This is a genomic window from Sphaerisporangium krabiense (assembly GCF_014200435.1).
GTDB lineage: Bacteria > Actinomycetota > Actinomycetes > Streptosporangiales > Streptosporangiaceae > Sphaerisporangium > Sphaerisporangium krabiense.
The window spans coordinates 64,973-83,886 of sequence record NZ_JACHBR010000003.1; the positions used below are offsets into that span (position 1 = coordinate 64,973).

Here is an 18,914-nt window from a genome sequence, read left to right on the forward strand (position 1 = left end):
GTGCCGGCCCCGTGCCGTCCCCGCTCCTGCGGCCGCCCCTCCGCGCGTACATGAGGGCCCCCCACCTCGCCCCGCACGCGGTCAGGCGTCGCCGTGCCCGCCCGGGGGAGGCCCGGTGAACCCCGCCACGGCGCTGAGCGGCGTACTGGTCGACGAGCTGGTGCGCTGCGGGCTGACCGACCTCGTGCTGGCCCCGGGCTCCCGGTCGGCGCCGCTCGCCATCGCCGCACACGGCGACCCGCGGCTGCGGCTGCACGTGCGCATCGACGAGCGGTCGGCCTCCTTCCTCGCCCTCGGCCTGGCCCGCAGGTCCGAGCGGCCGGTCGCCCTCGTCTGCACCTCCGGCAGCGCCGCCGCCAACTTCCACCCCGCGGTGATCGAGGCGAGCGAGTCGGGCGTCCCGCTCCTGCTGCTGACCGCGGACCGCCCGCCCGAACTGCGCGGCACCGGCGCCAGCCAGACCATCGACCAGCTCAAGCTGTACGGGCCGTCGGTCCGCTGGTTCGCCGAGGTCGGCGTGCCCGAGGAGCGTCCCGGCCAGGTCGCCTACTGGCGCTCGCTGGCCTGCCGCGCCTACCAGCGCGCCCTCGGCCCCGGCGACCCCGGCCCCGTCCACCTCAACCTGGCCTTCCGCGAGCCGCTGATCCCCGACGGCGACACCACCTGGTGCGAGCCTCTGGAGGGCGGCGACGGCCCCTGGGTGCGGGCCCGGGTGGCGCCCCCCTCGGCCGGGCTGCACGTCCCCCCGACCCGGCGCGGAGTGCTGGTGGTCGGCGACGGCGCCGTCAACGTGCGCCGCCACGTCGCCGCAGCGGGGATGGCGGGCTGGCCGGTGCTGTCGGAGCCCAGCGGCGGCGCCCGCTACGGCGACCACGCCATCTCGGCCTACCACTTCCTGCTCGGCGTCCCGGAGTTCGCCGACGCCCACAGCCCCGACGTCGTGGTCACCCTCGGCCGTCCGAGCCTGTCGCGGCCCCTGATGTCGTGGCTCAAGCGCGTCCACGAGCACATCGTCGTCAGCCCCGACCTGACGCGCTGGCCCGACCCGACCCGCTCGGCCACCCAGGTCGCCGCCGCCGTCGAGATCGCCGCCGCCTCGGGCGACGACGGCTGGCTGCGCTCCTGGCGCACGGCCGAGGCCGCCGCCCGCCGCGCCGTGGACGAGGTGCTCGACGACAGCGGGCTCAGCGAGCCGCGCCTGGCCAGGGACCTGGCCGAGCTGCTGCCCAACAACGCGCTGCTGTTCACCGGCTCCTCCATGCCGATCAGGGACCTGGACCAGGCCATGCGCCCGCGCCGGGGCCTGCGGCTGCTGGCCAACCGCGGCGCCTCGGGCATCGACGGGCTGGTGTCCACCGCCGTCGGCGCGGCCCTGGCGCACAACGGGCCCTCCTACGCCCTGCTCGGCGATCTGACCCTGCTGCACGACCAGAACGGGCTCATCCTCGGCCCGCGCGAGCCTCGCCCGGACCTGTGCCTGGTCGTGGTCAACAACGACGGCGGCGGCATCTTCTCCCTGCTGCCGCAGGCCGCCCTGCCCGACTCCTTCGAACGCGTCTTCGGCACCCCCCACGGCGTGGACCTGTCGGCCGTCGCCGCCGCCACCGGCATCCCCTACACCTCCCTGGCCACGATCGGCGACCTGCCGAAGGCCGTCCGCGGCGAGGGCCTGCGCCTGGTGGAGGCCCGCACCGGCCGCGAGGACAACGCCCGCGTCCACGCCGCGATGCGCGACGCCGCCCACCACGCCGTCCGCGCCCTGGCCTGACGCCGCCCCGTCACCGCGCCGGGCACGGGACCCGCACGGGACCGGCACGGGATCGGCACGGGATCGGCACGGCGGACGCGGTCAGGCCCGGCGGGCCGAGAAGCGGGCGATCGCGCCGTCCAGGCGCACCTCGGCGTCCCGGAACCCCGCCGCCCCCAGCATCCGGGCCAGGTCCCCGGCCGTGAACACGGCGCCGAACGCGCCCGCGCGGCGCAGCACGCCGATCAACGCGTCCCGCCGCCACCCGGTCCCGCACACGACCGCCGTGCCCCGCAACGCCCCGCCCGGGCGCAGCACCCGGGCCATCTCGGCCAGCGCCGCGGCCGGGTCGGCGAAGCAGTGCAGCCCCAGCGAGCTGAGGCACCGGTCGAACGCGCCGTCCGCCAGCGGCAGCCGGGTCACGTCCGCCTGGAGCAGGCCGGCCAGGCGCAGGCCACGGCGCCGCGCCCGGTCACGGGCCCGGCGCAGCATCAGCGCGGACACGTCCACCGCCACATAGCCGCCCGCGTCCGGCGGGAGCGCCGTGAAGGCGGTGCCTCCGCCGCAGGGCACGTCCAGCACCCGCTCGCCCGCGCCGGGCCGCGCCGCGCTTCGCAGGTCACGGTAGAAGCGCCGCATGTCGGCGCCCCACAGCAGCCGTCCCCCGGGCGCGCCCAGCCGTTCATGGGTGATCCAGAAGTCGTAGACCCTCGCGATCAGGCGCGACCGGCGCCAGTCGGCCATCCGCGATCCCCTTTCCGCCATACCGCCCAAGTCCGCCGTCCGGCGGCTTTCCTTCAGTATCGGCAGGACACCGTATGGAACCCGCATAGGGGGCCGCGCGGGGGAGGGAACGCCCATCGCACGGCATAGGGTGTGAGCCATGCATGTCGAGGAGTGGCTCCAGGCGATTCCGGCCATCTGGATCTACGTGATCGTCGGCGGTGTGATCGGCGTGGAGAGCCTGGGCATCCCCCTGCCCGGCGAGGTCGTCCTCGTCAGCGCCGCGCTGCTGTCCGCGCAGCACGTCGTCAGCCCGCTGTGGGTCGGGGTGTGCGCCAGCGCGGGCGCCATCGTCGGCGACTCCATCGGCTACGCCATCGGCCGCCGAGGCGGGCAGCCGCTCTTCGACCGCCTCGCCCGGCGGTTCCCCAAGCACTTCGGGCCCGCCCACATCGCCAAGGCCCAGCAGACGTTCGACCGGTGGGGAATGTGGGCGGTGTTCTTCGGGCGTTTCATCGCCCTGCTGCGCATCCTGGCCGGCCCGCTGGCGGGCGCGCTGCACATGCCGTACTGGCGGTTCCTGGTCGCCAACGTGCTCGGCGGCATCGCCTGGGCGGGCGGCACAACCGCCGTCATCTACTACCTCGGCGTGGCGGCCGACCGGTGGCTCAAGGGCTTCTCCTGGGTGGCGCTGGTCGTCGCCCTGCTGTTCGGCCTCGGCACGACGCTGCTGATCAAGCGCCGCGCGGGCCGCGTGGCCGCCACCGGGGCCGGGCCGGCGGATCAGCGCTCGATGAGCGTGACCTCCAGCGAGTAGTGCGAGCCGCGGTAGACGTGCGAGCCGTGCTCCACGGCCCTGCCCTGGTCGTCGTAGGTGGTGCGCACCATGGTCAGCAGCGGGGCGCCCCTGCGCTCGTCCAGCAGGCGCGCCTCGGCGGGGGTGGCCGCCCGCGCGCCGATGCGCTGGTTGGCCACCCGCATGCGCACCCCGGCCGCCCGCAGCAGCTCGTACAGGCCGCGCCGCGCCAGCGCCTCGGAGGTCAGCCCGGCCGCGGCGGGCAGCCAGTTGTGCAGCAGGGCCAGCGGCTCGCCGCCGGCGTAGCGCACCCGCTCCAGGCGCAGCACCTCGGCGCCCGCCGGGACGCCGAGGATCGCGGCGATCTGCTCGTCGGCGCCGACCGGCGCCAGGGACAGCACCCGGGTGGTCGGGTCCTGCCCGGCGCGGCGCAGGTCGTCGTACAGGCTGGTCAGCTCCACCGAGCGCTTGACCTGGCCGTGCACCACCTGCGTGCCGACGCCGCGCTTGCGCACCAGCAGGCCCTTGTCCACGAGGTACTGGATGGCCTGGCGGATCGTCGGGCGTGACAGCCCGAGGCGGTCGGCGAGCAGGATCTCGTTGTCGAGCCGCGCCCCCGGGGCGAGGTCGCCCCGCCGGATGGCCTCGGCGATCTGCTCGGCGACCTGGAAGTACAGCGGCACGGGGCTGGAGCGATCGAGATCGATGTCGAGTGGCGTGCCCATGCCTTCTCCCGGCCTCGTGTCCGATCGCTGACTGACCAGGGTAGCGGACATCAAGATGTCCGGACAAAAACCTCCCCGCACCGGTCAGGGCGACGAGCCCGCACGGTCCGCCGTGATCGCCGGGCGGTTCACTCGACCGTGGTCACCTCGGTGAGACCGGAGATCGTCAGGACCGGCGTGATCACCGGGTTGGCGAGGACCCGGATCCGCGCGGCGTGGGCGAACAGGACCGTCAGGCCCGCGCTGTCGAGATACTCCACCCCGCTCAGGTCGACCAGCAGCGCGCCGTCGCCGGTCGAGGTCGTCAGCGCGTCGTCCAGGACACCGGCGTTGCTCATGTCGATCTCACCGGTGACGGCGAGGACCGGGGTGCCGTCGGGCCGCTCCGAGGCGACCACGGTCAGGGGGGTGGTCATCAGGAGATCCTCGCATGCATGTCGACGATGGTCCCGGCGGCGCCGGGGTGGATGGTGACCTCCTGCATCAGGGCGCGCATCAGGGCGACGCCCCGGCCGCGATGGGAGTCGGCCTCCGGCCGTGGAGGCCTCCAGCGGCCGGAGTCGGCGACCGTCAGATGCAGGTCGTCGACGGTGGCGACCGCCCGCAGCAGGATCGTGCGGCCGGGGGCGTGGCGGTGCCCGTGCTCGATCGCGTTGGCGCAGGCCTCCCCGGCCGCGACCAGCACGTTCTGGATCATCGACGGGGTGAGCTGGCAGCGGGCGAGCCAGTCCCGCAACGCGGTGCGCACCGGGGCCAGCTGCGCGGACTCGGCGGGGAACGCCACCTCCAGCGGGGCGGGCTGACGGTACAGCAGCAGGGCGACGTCGTCGTTGAAGCCGCCCTCCGGCGCCAGAATGCTCATCACGTCGGCGGCCAGGTCCTCGATGGGGGTGGACCGGCCGGCCTGCAGGGCGAGGCCCGCCTGGCCGATGCCGGTGGTCAGCGGACGCCGGCGCCGCTCCACCAGGCCGTCGGTGTACAGCAGCAGGGTGGACCGGGGCGGCATGGTGCACCGGGCCTCCGGCCGCGGATGGCCCGGCCGCACGGCCAGCGGGGTCGAGCGGCCGCCCTCCAGGAGCAGGGTGGTCCCGTCGGCGTGGGCGAGGATGCCCGGCGGATGCCCGGCGCTGGAATAGACCAGGTCGCCGGTGGCGGTGTCCAGGATGCCGCAGAAGACGGTGGTGCACCGGGCGCCGGGCACCAGGGCGGCGAACCGGTCCAGGGCGGTGAACACCTGCGCGGGATCGGCGTCCTGCAGCAGCAGGGCGCGGCAGGCGCTGCGCAACTGCCCCATCACGGCCGCGGCCTCCAGCCCGTGCCCCACGCAGTCGCCGACCACGATCCCGACGCGCGGGCCGTCCAGCGGCACGATGTCGTACCAGTCGCCGCCCACCTCCAGCGGGCGGCCGGCCGGCTCGTAGCGCACGGCGAAGCCGTCGGGCAGCCGGGACGGGCCCAGGATGGCGCGCTGGAGCGCCACGGCGGCCGCGCGCTGCTGGTCGAGCTGGTGTACCCGGTGCAGGCCCTGGCCCAGGTGCCCGGTCAGCAGCGCCAGCAGGGTCTGGTCCTCCCCGGTGAAGGGCCGGTTCCTGCCCAGGTCCACCCAGATGGCGAGCGTGCCCTCGGGGTGCTCCAGGGTGATGCCGGCCCCGCCCGCCTCCGCGGCGAGGGGACGCAGCGGCGCCTGCTCGCGCAGGGCCGTCAGCCGCTCGCGCACCTGCTCCGGCAGGTCCTGCCAGCCGTCGCCGGGCGGCGCGCAGTAAAGCCGCGGCGGGGCGTCGTCCTTCCACACCGCCGCCGAGATCTGGCGGGCCTGCCAGACCTCCCGCAGCGCCTCCAGCCCCCCGCGCAGGGCGTCGTCCAGGTCGTCCGCCTGCGAGACGCGCACGCTGATCGCGGCCAGCGCGCTCTCGCGCTGCACCAGGTAGCGCTCGGAGGTGACGTCCCGCAGGGTGCCCACGACGCGGCGCCGGCCGGTGTCGGGGTCGACGACGTCGTTGTAGGTGACCGCGACCCAGATCCGGTGCCCGTCCCGGTGGGCGACCGGGACGACGCAGCTCCCCTTGCCCTCGCCGACCATCCGCGCGAACGCCTCGGCGGTGATCGCGTGGGCCTGCGGGTCGTCGTCCTGGTCCGGCCACCAGGGGTGCTGGGGAGTGTAGGGCAGCCCTTCGGGTCCGTAGCCGAGGATGTCGGTGAACGCCGCGTTGATCTCGATCACCGCGCCGTGCTCGTCGGCGACGAAGAACGCCTCCTGCAGGGAGTCGATCATCGCGTTGCGCCACCGGGTGTGGTGGTTGCGCATCCGGGACAGCTCCACCGTGGCACGGACCCGCGCCAGCAGCTCGGCGGCGGAGAACGGCTTGACCAGGTAGTCGTCCGCGCCCGCCTCCAGGCCCTCGATGGCGGCCTCCTGCCCGGCGCGGGCCGACAGCAGCAGCACCGGCACCCCGGCGGTGCGCGGATCGGAGCGCAGCGCCGCGACCAGGGCCAGGCCGTCGAGGCGGGGCATCATCACGTCGCTCACCACGAGATCGGGCATCTCCGCGCGCACGACGTCCAAGGCCAGCAGCCCGTCGCCGACCGCGCCGACCAGGTACCCGGCGCCCTTGAGAAGGCGGGACAGGTACTCGCGCATGTCGGCGTTGTCGTCGGCGATCAGCACCCGGACCGGCGCGCCGTCATCGGCGGCCGCCGGGAGGCCGCCGGGGGAGACACCGGGGGCCGTGGAGTCCTCGGCGGTCGATCCGTCCCCGGGGAGCCAGCGCAACGCCTCTTCGACGAACGGACCGGCGGTGCCCGAGGCCGCCTCCGCCGCGCCGGGGGAGACCAGGCTGTCGGCGGGCAGGTGGGCGGACCCGAGCGGCAGCCGGATGGTGAAGGTCGTGCCCACGCCCTCGACGCTGTCGGCGGTGATCGTGCCGCCGTGCAGGCCGACCAGCTCCTGGACGAGGGCCAGGCCGATGCCGCTGCCCTCGTTGGAGCGCGACCGGGCGCTCTCGATGCGGTGGAACCGCTCGAACAGCCGCGGCAGCTCCTGGGAGGGGATGCCGATGCCGGTGTCGGTGATCGTCACCACCGCGTGGGCGCCCTCCCCGCGCACCGTGACGCCGACCGAGCCCTCGAAGGTGAACTTCAGCGCGTTGCTCAGCAGGTTGAGCACCACCTTCTCCCACATGCCCCTGTCGACGTACACCGGCTCGGCCAGCGGAGGGCAGTCCACCGCGAAGGCCAGGCCGGCCTTGTCGATCGCGGAGCGGAAGACGCTGGCCAGCTCGGCGGTCACCGCCGCCAGGTCCACCGGCTCGTAGCGCGCCTGCATGCGCCCGGCCTCGATACGGGAGAAGTCGAGCAGGGTGTTGACGAGCTTGCCCAGGCGCAGGCCGTTGCGGTGGACCAGCTCCAGGTCCTGGCGCACCTGTTCCCCGGCGCCGGCCAGCGTGTTCCGCAGGTCACGCACCGGCCCCATGATCAGGGTGAGGGGGGTGCGGAACTCGTGGCTGATGTTGGAGAAGAAGACGGTCTTGGCGCGGTCCAGCTCGGCCAGCTCCTCGGCGCGCCGCTGCTGGGCCTCGTAGCCGCGGGCGCTGGCGACCCCCGCCGCGACATGCCCGGCGGCCAGCTCCACAAAGCCTCGGTAGGAGTCGTCGAGAGGCCGGTAGCGGTTGAGCGCGGCCACCAGGAAGCCGTACGGCGCGCCGCCCTGCCGCAGGAGCGGCACCACCAGCGCCTGCGTGGGCGGCTCCTGCCAGTCACCGGAGGGCAGACCGGCGAACGAAGGACCGTCGAGCGGCACGAGCACCGACTCGCCCCGGGCCAGCGCCGCCGCTGGCCACACCCCGCCCGGCTCGCCGAGCGGCAGGGTCTCGGGGGCGGCCGGATGCCCGGCGCCGATCCCGGTCGCCCCCGCCAGCCTCGCGCCGCCGCCCTCGTCGAACAGGTAGGTGAGGGTGAACGGAAGGTCCCGCAGGTTGCCGCCGAGCTGCCGGCAGGCGAAGGCCAGCATCTCCTGCTCGGTGCGGACCACGCTGGGATCGGAGCCGAGATCCCGCAGCGTCGCCATCCGCCGCTCGCCGATCACCCGCTCGGTGTCCTCGCTGACGACGCACAGCATGCCGACCACCGCGCCCGCGTCGTCGCGGAGCGGACTGTAGGAGAAGGTGTGGTAGCTCTCCTCCGGGAAGCCGGCCCGCTCCACGAACAGCAGCAGCGCCTCGTCCCAGGTCGCCGTCCCCGTGGCCAGCACGGTCTCGATCCGCGGGCCGATGTCGTCCCAGATCTCCGCCCATACCTCGGCGGCCGGGCGGCCCAGCGCCCACGGGTACTTGCGGCCCAAGGTGTCGCGGCGGTAGGCGGTGTTGCAGAAGAACGTCAACTGCGGCCCCCATGCCATCCACATGGAGAACCGGGACGACAGCACGATGCTCACCGCCGTCCGCAGGCTCTGCGGCCACGCCTCCGGCGGCCCCAGCGGGGTCGCCCTCCAGTCCACCACCGCCAGATCGCGGCCGACCTCGTCCTCGACGGTGAAGATCCCGGCCCCGTCCATCGTCACCGGCCGGTCCTCGGCGTCGTCACAGTGCGTCACCTGACACCCTTTCGCTCACGCCGAGCCCTGCCCCCCGCGCCCGTCTTATCACCCCGGCCGCAGCAGCGTTCGCGAACCTCGCCGCCTCCCCATGCGGCCCAGGACCTGATCGGCCTGATCGGCCTGGTCCCGCCGGCCTGGGCCGGTCGTGCGAGGACCGGCTCGACGGTTACGTAGAATAGGGCAAATCGCTCTAGGCCCTGTGTCCGCCTCAAGGAGCATGGTGGAAGGGAGCCTGACGTCAGCACCGCCGAGGAAGCCCGCCGGCCGCCGGCCGCGCGCCGCTACGCGATCCCCGACGCCCCCGGCGACGACGCCCTGGAGCGGGTGGCCTCGCTCGCCGCGCGCGTGTTCCGCGCCCCCATGGCCACCGTCACCCTCGTCGACGACGAGTGGGTCCGCTGCTGCGCCGCCCACGGAACCCCGGCGCAGACCCGCCCGGTCAGGCGCGCCGTGAGCCTGTCCGCCGCGGCCGCCGGCCACGACGGCGTCCTGGTCATCCCGGACACCGGAGCCGACCCGCGCGCCGAGGCCGACCCGATGGTCGGCGGCGTGCCCGGCGCCCGCTTCTACGCGGCGGCCCCGATCGACACCCCCGACGGCCACCGCCTGGGCAGCGTCAACGTCATGGACGTCCACCCCCGGCAGCCCGGCGCCGAGGAGCTCGACGCGCTGCGGGACCTGGCCGCCCTGGTGGCCAACGAGCTGGAACTGCGGCTGGCCGCCGCCCGCGTGGTCGCCGCCGAACGCCAGATGCGCGCCGACGCCGAACGCCTGGCCCGCATCCTGCAGCGCACGCTGCTGCCCCCGGCGCTGCCCCAGGTGCCGGGCCTGTCCGCGGCCGCGGCCTACCACCCCTACTCCGCCGACGAGGTCGGCGGGGACTTCTACGACCTGTTCCCCCTCGACGGCAACCGCTGGGGATTCTTCCTCGGGGACGTCTGCGGCAAGGGCGCCGACGCCGCCGTCCTGACCTCCCTGGTCCGGTACACGCTGCGCGCCGCCGCCGTCTACGACCCCGACCCGTGCCGGGTCCTGGCCAACCTGGACGCGGTGCTGCAGCAGGAGCACGCCGGCGGCGCGCCGTCGCCGTACTGCACCGCCGTCTTCGGGGTCCTGGAACCGGCCACGGACGGCTTCGCCGTCACCCTCGCCGGCGGGGGACACCCTCCCGCCCTGGTCGTGCGCGCCGACGGCGGCGTCGAGGCGCTGCGCACCGAGGGCGGGCAGCTCATCGGCATCCTGCGCGAGCCGCGGTTCGTCCAGGTGAGCACGCGCCTTCGCGCCGGAGACGCGATGCTGCTGTACACCGACGGCCTCACCGAGGCCCGCACCGAGGCCGGGTCCAGGCTGGACGAGGAGGGCCTCGCCGCCTACCTGGCCCCCGCCGCGCCCGCCGACGCCGACGACCTTCTCGCCGAGGTGCATAAACTGATCGGGTCCCTGGGCGAGGGCGTCTCGGACGACACCGCGGTGCTCGCCCTGTCCGTCCCGCCCGCCAGACGATCGCAGCCTCTCAGGAGCCTTGGTGCCGCATGACCACGCTCTGACCGTCACCCTCCAGCCGCACTCGCCTCACGTGCAGGTGCTGGTCGTGGCCGGTGACCTCGATCACCACACCACCCGCCGCCTGCGGGCGGTCCTGGACGAGCTGACGCTCGCCGCCGGCGACGCGCTGGTGATCGACCTGTCGGCGCTGACCTTCTGCGACTCCACCGGCATCTCGATCCTGATCGCCGCCCACCAGCGCGCCCAGCAGGCCGGCGCCGCGCTGGGCCTGGCCGCCATGGACTCCGACATCGCCCACATCTTCCAGATCATGGGCCTGGACCGCCTCTTCTCCTTCTACGACACCACGGACAAGGCCATCGCCGCCCTGCGGTGAGCCGGTTCCGCTCACGCGTCACGCGCCGAACCCCGGCATACGGGTCGTGACCCGCCCTCCCCTCGCACGGTGAAAAATTCTCACGTAGAGTCGCCGATCGTAAGCGAAGGGTCATGATCCATCGGTAGTGTTCGTCGCGGAAGGAGATGAGGATGTCAACCACAGATCTTGAACAGCGCGTTACCCGGATCGAGGGCAAGCTCGACGAGATGCACAACCAGACCGTGGCCATGACCTACGTGGCCGGCGAGGCGAAGCGCACCGCGGAGACGGCGCGCGAGTTCTACACGTTCGTCGTCACCGACATCAAGGGCATCCGTGCGCAGCAGGAGGTCCACACGTCACTCTTCGAGCACCAGGACAAGATCCTGGAGCACGTCGCGACCACCGTCCACGGGCACACCCGAGTGCTGGAGGAGCACTCCAAGAAGTTCGATGAGCACACCGAGAAGCTGGACGTGCTCACGGCCACGGTGGACGGGCACACCAAAAAGCTGGACGTGCTCACGGCCACGGTCGATGCCCATACCGAGAAGCTGGATGTGCTCACGGCTACGGTGGACGGCCATACCGAGAAGCTGGATGTGCTCACGGCTACGGTGGACGGGCACACCAAAAAGCTGGATGTGCTCACGGCCACGGTGGACGGCCATACCGAGAAGCTGGACGTGCTCACGGCCACGGTGGACGGGCACACCAAGAAGCTCGACGATCACAGTGGGAAGCTGGACGAGATCCTCCGTATCGTGCGCAAGCTGAGCTGAGAGGCAGGTCTCCCCCCGGCCCGGTGAGCGATCTCGCCGGGCCTCTTCTTCGTCCAGGGAAGCGCGCCGGACGGTCAGCCCTCCAAGGCGTGGCGCATGACGCGGAGTTTGGCCCGGGCTTCGGTGAGTTCGGACTCGGGGTCGGAGCCGCCCATGATGCCGCAGCCGGCGAACAGGCGGGCGCGGCGGCCCTCGATCTGGGCGCAGCGCAGGGCGATGCCCCACTCGCCGTCGCCGCGGGCGTCGATCCAGCCCACCGGGCCGGCGTACCCGCCGCGGTCCATGCCCTCCAGCTCGCGGATCACCTCGAGCGCGACCGCGGTCGGCGTGCCGCCGACGGCCGCGGTCGGGTGCATGGCGGCCACGACGTCCAGCACCGAGGCGCCGGCGGCCAGCCGGCCGCGCACCCGGCTGGCCAGGTGCTGGACGTTGGGCAGCACCAGCAGCTCAGGCTCGTCGGGCACCGACAGCGTCGCGCACAACGGGGTCAGCGCCTCGCGCACCGAGGCGACCGCGCAGGCGTGCTCGTGGCGGTCCTTGGCCGAGGCGAACAGCGCCGCCCCCTGGGCGCGGTCACCGGCCGGGGTGGCGCCCCGGTAGGTGGTGCCGGCCAGCACCAGCGACTCGATCGACTCGCCGGTGTGCCGGACCAGCAGCTCGGGGGTGGCGCCGACCAGCCCGGCGCAGGAGAAGGTGTAGCAGTCGGGGTAGGCGCGGGCCAGGCGGTCCAGCAGCACGCGCGGGTCGATGTCGCGCTCGGCGGTGGCCACCAGGTCGCGCGCCAGCACGACCTTCTCCAGCCGCCCGGACCGGATCTCCTTCACCGCGCGGGCCACCGCGTCCTGCCACTCCGGCGCGGTCAGCGTGCCGTCGCCGTACACCACCCGGCCGGGGGGCACGGCGGGCGCCATGAGGTCGATGGGGGCCTCGCCGACGGTGGTCAGCCATGCCCGGCCGTTCCTGCGGCCGAGCAGGACGCGCGGCACCACCAGCACCGACCCGGCGGCGTCGGGGTCGAAGGTGAAGGACCCGAAGGCGACCGGTCCCGAGCCGGGCAGGTGGACGTCGTCGTCGATGTGGGCCTCGCCGAACACCGTGGCCAGCCAGCGGCGCGCCCAGTCGAAGCGTCCCGCGCCGGGCGGGACGGCGACCCGGGCGGCCTCGCCCCAGGCCACCAGCCCTTCGCCCTGGTGGACCCAGGCGTACGGCGGGGCCTGCGGCAGTCGCGCGATCAGGTCTTCGGGGTGGTGGACGGGGACGGTACGAACCAGCGGGGGGCGGGTTATCCCGAGCGCGACACTCACTCTGCCCACCTTATTCGGAAACTGAACGCGTTCGACATCGGGTGCCGATATGGGCGTACCCGTGCCGCCCGCCCGGTCCGCCGTCAACGCCGTCTACACAGGTCGGGGGCCATGTCAAGCAGGGATAGGAACTCGGTCAACGCTAGCAACGCCTCGCCCGCAGGTCATAGAGAGCGCCGCCGATGATCCCTACGTTGGTGTCCGCTCTCCTGCCCCGCTCGATCGTGACGGATAGAGGTGATCATGGTCGCGAAGATCGCGTTCGTTGTGGCCGCGGCGGTGGTGTGGACGCCGCTGACGGCGGCCGCGGCGGCGGCCGATCCGGCGCCTGTGGTGATGGCGGCGCTCGGGGACTCGATCAGCGCCGGCTTCAACGCCTGTGGCTGGTACGTCTCGTGCACCTCGCGTTCCTGGTCGGCCGGCGACGACACCGGTGTCAACAGCCACTACCTGCGCCTGCTGGCGCTAAACCCGGAGATCAAGGGGCACGGCCTGAACTTCGCGGTGCCCGGGTCCGCCAGCGCCGACCTGGTCGCGCAGGCGCAGAAGGCGGTGGCGGCCAAGGCCGGGTACGTCACGATCCTGATCGGCGCCCAGGACGCCTGCGTGGACGACGAGGAGAAGATGACCCCGGTGCCGGTGTACCGGGCCCGCGTCGACCGGGCCTTCGCCGTGCTGGCCACCACGGGTGCCAAGGTCTTCGCCGCCAGCATCCCCGACGTCAAGCGGCTGTGGCGGCTGGGCAAGGACAACGTGGTGGCCCGCTCGTTCTGGGCGCTCGGCCACATCTGCCCCTCGATGCTGGCCCGCGCCTCCTCCGACGCCAAGAAGGACCGCGCCCGCAGGGAGCGGGTCCGCGACCGGGTGCGCGACTACAACGCCGAGATGGCCGCGGCCTGCGCCGCCTACACGCCGGGGTGCCGCAGCGACGGCGGCGCGGTCTTCGACTACCCCTTCACGCTCGACCACATCAGCAGATGGGACTATTTCCACCCCAACGCCGACGGCCAGAAGGCCCTGGCCCGCGCCACGTTCAAAACCGGCTTCCCCTGGGACGCCACCGTCCCGCTCACCCGCGAGTCGTCGGCCGCGGGCGGGTGACCAGCCGTGTGATCTACAACGTAAAGGACGTGGTTCGGGTTCAATGACCTGTTCGCATCACAGGGAGCCGAGCAGGTGTGCGGTGTCGGACGGGCGGGAGAACATCGGCCAGTGGCCGGTGGGCAATGCGTGGAGTTCCCATTCCGGGCCTGACAGGGCGGCGAAGAACGGGTGGGCGGCGGCGATCATCGCCTTGACCTGGTCCAGGGGGAACGAGCAGCTCACCAGGGCCTTCGGCAGGTCGGCGCCCGCGCCTGCCAGGCGCAGTGGCTGGGTGAGGGTGCCGTACGGCTGGGGTGTCATGCGGGCGGCGATGCCGGGTTTGGCGTCCTCGGGGATGCCTGCCGTGCTGGCGCCGAGGGCCGTCTGCTCCTGCCAGGTCGGCGGGCCGTACCGCCAGCCGTCGGACAGGCGGGAGCGGACGAAGTCCCTGCCCTCGGGCTCGTAGAAGTCGAGCTGGCACAGGCCGTCGGGCAGCGGGCCGCTGTCGAGGTAGACGACCTTGGCGATCCGGTCGGGGACGCGGTCGGCGGCGCCGGTGACCGGGCCTCCGGCGCCGCTGTGCGCGACCAGCACGACCTCGCGCAGGTCCTCGTGGAGGATCGTGGTGACGATGTCGTCGATGTGGGTGTCCAGGCGGGTTTCCGGGCCGCCCAGGTGTTCGCGGTCGGCCAGGCCGGTGAGGGTGAGCGGGTACGCCGTGTGCCCGTCCGCCCGCAGCCGCTCGGTGACCTCCCGCCAGGCCCACGCGCCGAGCCAGAACCCGGGGACCAGTACGAAGGTGCTCATGTCCATTTCTCCCTTGCCGGTGAATGTCGGGGTGACGGCTTCACCGTAGGCTCGAATCCGGGCGAAACCCGTCCGGATGACGACAGGAGTTCTCGGATATGCCCCATCCGGTGACGCGGGTGCTGACCTTGCTGGAGTTGCTGCAGGCCAGTCCCGGGCTGACCGGCGCCGAGCTGGCCCGCCGCCTGGAGGTGGACGAGCGCACGGTGCGCCGGTACGTGCTGCGGCTGGTCGAGCTCGGCGTGCCGGTGGAGGGCGAGCGCGGCCGGTACGGCGGGTACCGCCTGCTCCCGGGGTACAAGCTGCCGCCGCTGATGTTGTCCGAGGACGAGGCCGCCGCCGTGGTGCTGGGGCTGATGGCGGGCCGGCGCACCGGCCTGGCGGTGGGCGAGAGCGCGACCGGGAGCGCCCTCGCCAAGATCAGCAGAGTGCTGCCGGCCGCGCTGCGCGAACGGGTGGAGGCGGTGGCGGGCGCCGTCGACGTCACCGGAAGGGCCGCGACGGCGCCGCGCCCGGCCGCGGGCACGCTGCTCACCCTGGCCGGGGCGGCCCGGCGGCGCAGGCGGGTGCGGCTGGCCTACCGCTCCTGGCGCGGCGAGGCCAGCGAGCGCGAGCTGGACCCCTACGGCCTGGTCTTCCACGCGGGCCGGTGGTACGTCACCGGGTTCGACCACCTCAAGGGCGAGGTGCGCACCTTCCGGCTGGACCGGGTGGCCGCCGCCGAGCCGCTGGAGACGGTCTTCCCCGACCCGGGGGACTTCGACCCGGTGGCACGGGTCATGGACGCGCTGTCCTCGGTGCCCTACCGGCACGAGGTGCGCGTGGTGCTGGAGACGACCCTGGCCGAGGCCGGGCGGCTGCTGCCGCGCTCGGTGGCCACGCTGGCCGAGACCGAGGACGGGGTGCTGGTGACCTCCCGCGCCGACCGGCTGGACGGCATGGCCAGGATGCTGGCGAGCCTGGGCGTGCCGTTCACGGTGCTGGCGCCGGACGCGCTACGGCGGGAGGTGGCCGCCCTCGCCGCCCGGCTGCACGCCTACGCCGCCCGCGAGCCCGCCACCCCGGCCGGTTGACCACTCAGGGACGGCCACGGCTCGGCGGGCCGTGGGCGTTCGGGCCGGGTGGTCAGGCGCGGGGGGGCAGGGGTGGGGCGCCGAGGTGGGGGCGGTCGGCGGGGCGTGGGGTGTGGGGCGGGTTCTCGGCCAGTTGCTCCAGCGCGACGTCGATGGCGCGTTCGAGCTGGGTGTCCACGCCGCGCGCGTAGTCCTGCGGGGTGATGTCGACCTCGATGTCGGGGTCGGTGCCGTAGTTCTCCACCCGCCAGCCGACGTCGTCGAAGGCGAAGGAGAACTCCGGCTGGGTGGTGACCGTGCCGTCGGCCAGCCGGTGGCGCGGCCAGATGCCGATCACCCCGCCCCAGGTGCGCTTGCCGATCAGCGGGCCGAGGCGCAGCAGCTTGAAGGTGTGGCTGAAGATGTCGCCGTCGGAGCCGGCGAACTCGTTGGTGATGGCCACCAGCGGGCCGCGCGGCGACTCGGCGGGGTAGGGCTCGGGGACGCTCCAGCGCGGGAAGTCGTAGCCCAGCCGCCGCCGGGCGAGTTTCTGCATCAGCAGGCCGGAGACGAAGCCGCCGCCGTTGAAGCGGACGTCCACCACCAGGCCCTCGCGGTCGTACTCGGCCAGGAAGCCCCGGTGGAACTCGGCGTAGCCGCCCACGCCCATGTCGGGGATGTGGAGGTAGCCGATCCTGCCGCCGGTGCGCTCGTGGGTGCGCCGCCGGTTGGACTCCACCCAGTCGCGGTAGCGGGCGGGCTGCTCGTCGGAGGCGGCCTTGACGACGATCGTGCGGGGCTTGTCGTCGCCGCGCCTGATGGTCAGCTCGACCTCCTGGTCGGCCTGGTTGACCAGCAGCCGCGCCGGGCCGTCGGGGCCCTCGACGGGACGGCCGTTGATCGCCACCACCGCGTCGCCCGGCCGTACGTCCAGGCCGGGGCGGTTGAGCGGCGAGGTGGAGTCCGGATCCCAGGGGTCGCCGCGCAGCACGCGGGCGACGGTGTGCACGCCGTCGGCGTAGGACCAGTCGACGCCGAGCTTGCCCTGGGAGTAGTGGGGCCGGGGGCGGTACTCCCCGCCGCTCTCGTAAGCGTGGGAGGTGCCGAGCTCGCCCTGGACCTCCCACAGCAGGTCGGAGAACTCGCCGCGGGTGCCGACCCGGTCGACCAGGGGCAGGTAGCGGTCGTAGACGGCGTCCCAGTCGACCCCGGCCATGTCCTGGTCCCAGAAGTGCTCGCGCTGCAGCCGCCAGGCCTCGCGGAACATCTGCCGCCACTCGGCGGCGGGGTTCACCGACACCTTGACCCGGTCCAGGTCGATCCACCCGCCGGAGCGGGTCGCCGAGTCGTCCTCGGGCGGGGTCTCGCCGGCCTTGACCACGCGCAGGCGCCGCCGCGAGCGGTACAGCAGGGTCGCGCCGTCGGGGCCGATCTGGAAGTCGGTGACGCCCGAGACCAGCGTCTCCAGCTTCTGCCGGGTCAGGTCGTAGGCCTGCAGGGTGGCCGAGGGCGGGTCGGCGTAGTCGTCGCCGCGGCTGCCCTGGACGGGGGAGGAGGTGAACAGGACCTTGTCCTTGGTGGCGGCCACGCGCTCGTAGCGGCCCTCGGGGACGGGGAAGGCGACGACGCGGCGGTCGATGCCCTCGAAGTCGATGGTCAGCCCGCCGGTGTCCTCCTCGCCCTGGTCGCCGTCGGCGCCGTCACCGGTGTCGCCGTCGGGTGCGGTGTCCTCGCCGGGGTCGTCGCCCGCATCGTCCTTGGGGTCGTCCTTGCCCGAGGCGCCCGCCTCGCCGGTCAAAGGCTTCGGCTCGGGGACGAACGGCGAGCCGACGTCGGCGCGCAGGGCCACCGCGTACGGGCGGGTGCCCAGGGGGAAGCCCAGGTCGAACTGCAGCTCGTCGAAGACGGGGTTGAAGACCCGTTCGCCGATGAAGTACAGGTAGCGGCCCTCGGGGTCGAAGGCGGGCCTGCGGTCGCGCAGCACCGGCCGGGTCGCCGCCCGCGACTCGCCGGTCGCCGTCTCGTACAGCCGGATCGCGGTGGTCTGCGCGGACTCCGGGCGGGTGTAGGCCAGCCAGTCGCCGTCGCGGGACCACACCGGGTCCTCGATGCGGCCGAAGCCGCTGCGGTCGGCGACGGTCATGACGGCCTCGCCGTCGGCGGGCAGGTCGACGATCAGCAGCTCGTTGCGGTGGTTGGCGATGGCGACGCGGTCGGCGCCGGGGCAGACGGCCAGGGAGATGGCGCGGCCGGTGTCCAGGTGGTCCAGCCGCCGGGCGGGGGTGGCGCCGTCGGCGCCGAGCACGACCAGCACCTCGCGGTCGCCCTCGTCGCTGGCGACGGCGACCAGCCGCTCGGCGTCGCGCAGCCAGGTCAGCAGGCGGTAGCGGACGCCGTCGGGCTCGCCGTGCTGGCGGACCGGGCCCTCCCAGCCGCCGAAGGAGTAGGCCTTGCCGCGCGTGGTGACGGCCAGGCCGCTGCCATCGGGGGAGAGGGTGGCGCTGTCGAGGTAGTGGGCGGCGGGGACGAACCGGCGGTTGCGCTGGGTGCGCGGGCTGCCCAGGCGGACCTCCACGCGGCGCGTCTCGCCCTCGGCCGCGTCCAGAACGTACAGCTCGGCGCCGGCGTGGTAGACCAGGCGCCGGCCGTCGCCGGTGAGGTTGCGGGCGTAGTAGTCGGCGTGGTCGGTGTGGCGGCGCAGGTCCCGGCCGCCGGGGGTGCAGGAGTAGACGTTGCCCACGCCCTCGTGGTCGGACAGGAAGTAGACGCGCCCGCCGATCCAGCAGGGGGAGGCCAGGTTCCCGGCCAGGGTGATGAGCCGGGCGAACTCACCGTCGCCGCCGGCGTCCACCCACAGGTCGCCGGCGGTGCCGCCGCGGTAGCGCTTCCAGCGCGCCGGGTCGGCGGTGTTGCGGCCGATGACCACGCCGCCGCCGGGGCCGTGGGAGATGGTGTTGGCCGGGCCGTAGGGCAGGCGTTCGGCGCGGCCGCCGGGGCGGATGCGGTGCAGCCATCGGCGGCGGCCGATGGGCTGGCCCTCGTCGCTGGCGTACAGCACGGCGCCGCCCGCGTCCCAGCCGGCGACGGTGCACACGGCGTCGTCGTAGGTCAGCCGGGTGGCCGCGCCGCCCTCCGCGGGCATGACGTAGACCTCTTCCGGGCCTTCCTCGCGGCCGACGTAGGCGATCTGGGAGCCGTCGGGGGAGAAGCGGGGATAGGCGGCCTCGGCGACCCCGGCGGTCAGGCGGAAGGCCCGCCCGCCGGTGGCGGGGACCATCCACAGATCGTCCTCTGCGGCGAAGACGATCTCATCGCCGAAGATCGTGGGGAAGCGCGCGTATGCCGACATCGATCCTCGCGTTCGGGGGGACGGGGGTATCCATGATCAGGCACCCGGGGCGCGCGCGTCGAGACGTGAACGCGTCCGTTCGCCGTCAATG

Annotated in this window: 14 protein-coding genes; 7 read left to right on the forward strand and 7 right to left on the reverse strand. The window is 73.8% G+C overall.

The window, feature by feature from the left end; translation table 11 throughout:
* Window positions 1-115 precede the first annotated feature (115 nt).
* A complete protein-coding gene (gene menD, locus BJ981_RS35255; RefSeq protein WP_184617850.1) occupies window positions 116-1,768 on the forward strand; it encodes a 2-succinyl-5-enolpyruvyl-6-hydroxy-3-cyclohexene-1-carboxylic-acid synthase in 1,653 nt (550 codons plus the stop codon).
* Window positions 1,769-1,849: 81 nt separating this feature from the next.
* Here menD and BJ981_RS35260 read toward each other — a convergent pair whose 3' ends face one another.
* On the reverse strand, window positions 1,850-2,491 hold the full coding sequence (locus BJ981_RS35260) for a class I SAM-dependent methyltransferase (RefSeq protein WP_184617851.1): 642 nt from the start codon (window positions 2,489-2,491) through the stop codon (window positions 1,850-1,852).
* A gap of 139 nt (window positions 2,492-2,630) precedes the next feature.
* Here BJ981_RS35260 and BJ981_RS35265 point away from each other — a divergent pair, with 139 nt between their 5' ends.
* On the forward strand, window positions 2,631-3,287 hold the full coding sequence (locus BJ981_RS35265) for a DedA family protein (RefSeq protein WP_184617852.1): 657 nt from the start codon (window positions 2,631-2,633) through the stop codon (window positions 3,285-3,287).
* Here BJ981_RS35265 and BJ981_RS35270 read toward each other — a convergent pair.
* The 3 genes from BJ981_RS35270 to BJ981_RS35280 all read right to left on the reverse strand — a co-directional run bounded on the left by BJ981_RS35270 (window position 3,254) and on the right by BJ981_RS35280 (window position 8,579).
* Window positions 3,254-3,991, reverse strand: coding sequence for a GntR family transcriptional regulator (locus tag BJ981_RS35270; protein WP_184617853.1), 738 nt, complete (start codon window positions 3,989-3,991; stop codon window positions 3,254-3,256). The genes BJ981_RS35265 and BJ981_RS35270 overlap by 34 nt on opposite strands.
* 128 nt (window positions 3,992-4,119) lie before the next feature.
* On the reverse strand, window positions 4,120-4,407 hold the full coding sequence (locus BJ981_RS35275; protein ID WP_184617854.1) for an STAS domain-containing protein: 288 nt from the start codon (window positions 4,405-4,407) through the stop codon (window positions 4,120-4,122).
* Complete coding sequence (locus BJ981_RS35280; protein ID WP_239139054.1) at window positions 4,407-8,579, reverse strand: SpoIIE family protein phosphatase; 4,173 nt, start codon at window positions 8,577-8,579, stop codon at window positions 4,407-4,409. Before BJ981_RS35280 ends, BJ981_RS35275 begins: the two co-directional genes overlap by 1 nt.
* A 318-nt stretch (window positions 8,580-8,897) precedes the next feature.
* Here BJ981_RS35280 and BJ981_RS35285 point away from each other — a divergent pair, with 318 nt between their 5' ends.
* The 3 genes from BJ981_RS35285 to BJ981_RS35295 all read left to right on the forward strand — a co-directional run bounded on the left by BJ981_RS35285 (window position 8,898) and on the right by BJ981_RS35295 (window position 11,228).
* On the forward strand, window positions 8,898-10,118 hold the full coding sequence (locus tag BJ981_RS35285) for a PP2C family protein-serine/threonine phosphatase (RefSeq protein ID WP_260325505.1): 1,221 nt from the start codon (window positions 8,898-8,900) through the stop codon (window positions 10,116-10,118).
* Entirely contained in the window at window positions 10,108-10,464 is a 357-nt protein-coding gene (locus BJ981_RS35290; protein ID WP_239139055.1) for an STAS domain-containing protein, read from the forward strand. The genes BJ981_RS35285 and BJ981_RS35290 overlap by 11 nt, the downstream gene beginning before the upstream one ends.
* A gap of 152 nt (window positions 10,465-10,616) precedes the next feature.
* The gene (locus BJ981_RS35295; protein WP_184617855.1) at window positions 10,617-11,228 is read left to right on the forward strand and encodes a hypothetical protein; all 612 of its coding nucleotides are present in this window, start codon (window positions 10,617-10,619) and stop codon (window positions 11,226-11,228) included.
* 74 nt (window positions 11,229-11,302) lie between these two features.
* Here BJ981_RS35295 and BJ981_RS35300 read toward each other — a convergent pair whose 3' ends face one another.
* Window positions 11,303-12,532, reverse strand: a complete 1,230-nt coding sequence (locus BJ981_RS35300) for an isochorismate synthase (RefSeq protein ID WP_184617856.1) — start codon at window positions 12,530-12,532, stop codon at window positions 11,303-11,305.
* 243 nt (window positions 12,533-12,775) lie between these two features.
* Between BJ981_RS35300 and BJ981_RS35305 the strand changes: the two genes are divergently transcribed.
* Entirely contained in the window at window positions 12,776-13,633 is an 858-nt protein-coding gene (locus BJ981_RS35305; RefSeq protein ID WP_184617857.1) for an SGNH/GDSL hydrolase family protein, read from the forward strand.
* A gap of 57 nt (window positions 13,634-13,690) precedes the next feature.
* On the opposite strand, the gene BJ981_RS35310 is transcribed toward BJ981_RS35305, so the two are convergent.
* Entirely contained in the window at window positions 13,691-14,422 is a 732-nt protein-coding gene (locus BJ981_RS35310) for an alpha/beta fold hydrolase (RefSeq protein ID WP_184617858.1), read from the reverse strand.
* 98 nt (window positions 14,423-14,520) lie between these two features.
* Between BJ981_RS35310 and BJ981_RS35315 the strand changes: the two genes are divergently transcribed.
* Window positions 14,521-15,495, forward strand: a complete 975-nt coding sequence (locus BJ981_RS35315) for a helix-turn-helix transcriptional regulator (protein WP_184617859.1) — start codon at window positions 14,521-14,523, stop codon at window positions 15,493-15,495.
* A gap of 52 nt (window positions 15,496-15,547) precedes the next feature.
* Here the strand turns inward: BJ981_RS35315 and BJ981_RS39540 are convergent, their stop codons facing one another.
* Window positions 15,548-18,823, reverse strand: a complete 3,276-nt coding sequence (locus BJ981_RS39540; protein ID WP_184617860.1) for a S41 family peptidase — start codon at window positions 18,821-18,823, stop codon at window positions 15,548-15,550.
* Window positions 18,824-18,914: the final 91 nt, after the last annotated feature.

Coding starts and splice junctions, on each gene's coding strand:
- BJ981_RS35295 (WP_184617855.1), top strand. CDS start 10,617: ATGTCAACCACAGATCTTGAACAGCGCGTTACCCGGATCGAGGGCAAG.
- BJ981_RS39540 (WP_184617860.1), bottom strand. CDS start 18,823: ATGTCGGCATACGCGCGCTTCCCCACGATCTTCGGCGATGAGATCGTC.
- BJ981_RS35315 (WP_184617859.1), top strand. CDS start 14,521: ATGCCCCATCCGGTGACGCGGGTGCTGACCTTGCTGGAGTTGCTGCAG.
- BJ981_RS35305 (WP_184617857.1), top strand. CDS start 12,776: ATGGTCGCGAAGATCGCGTTCGTTGTGGCCGCGGCGGTGGTGTGGACG.
- BJ981_RS35260 (WP_184617851.1), bottom strand. CDS start 2,491: ATGGCCGACTGGCGCCGGTCGCGCCTGATCGCGAGGGTCTACGACTTC.
- BJ981_RS35275 (WP_184617854.1), bottom strand. CDS start 4,407: ATGACCACCCCCCTGACCGTGGTCGCCTCGGAGCGGCCCGACGGCACC.
- BJ981_RS35270 (WP_184617853.1), bottom strand. CDS start 3,991: ATGGGCACGCCACTCGACATCGATCTCGATCGCTCCAGCCCCGTGCCG.
- BJ981_RS35265 (WP_184617852.1), top strand. CDS start 2,631: ATGCATGTCGAGGAGTGGCTCCAGGCGATTCCGGCCATCTGGATCTAC.
- BJ981_RS35310 (WP_184617858.1), bottom strand. CDS start 14,422: ATGAGCACCTTCGTACTGGTCCCCGGGTTCTGGCTCGGCGCGTGGGCC.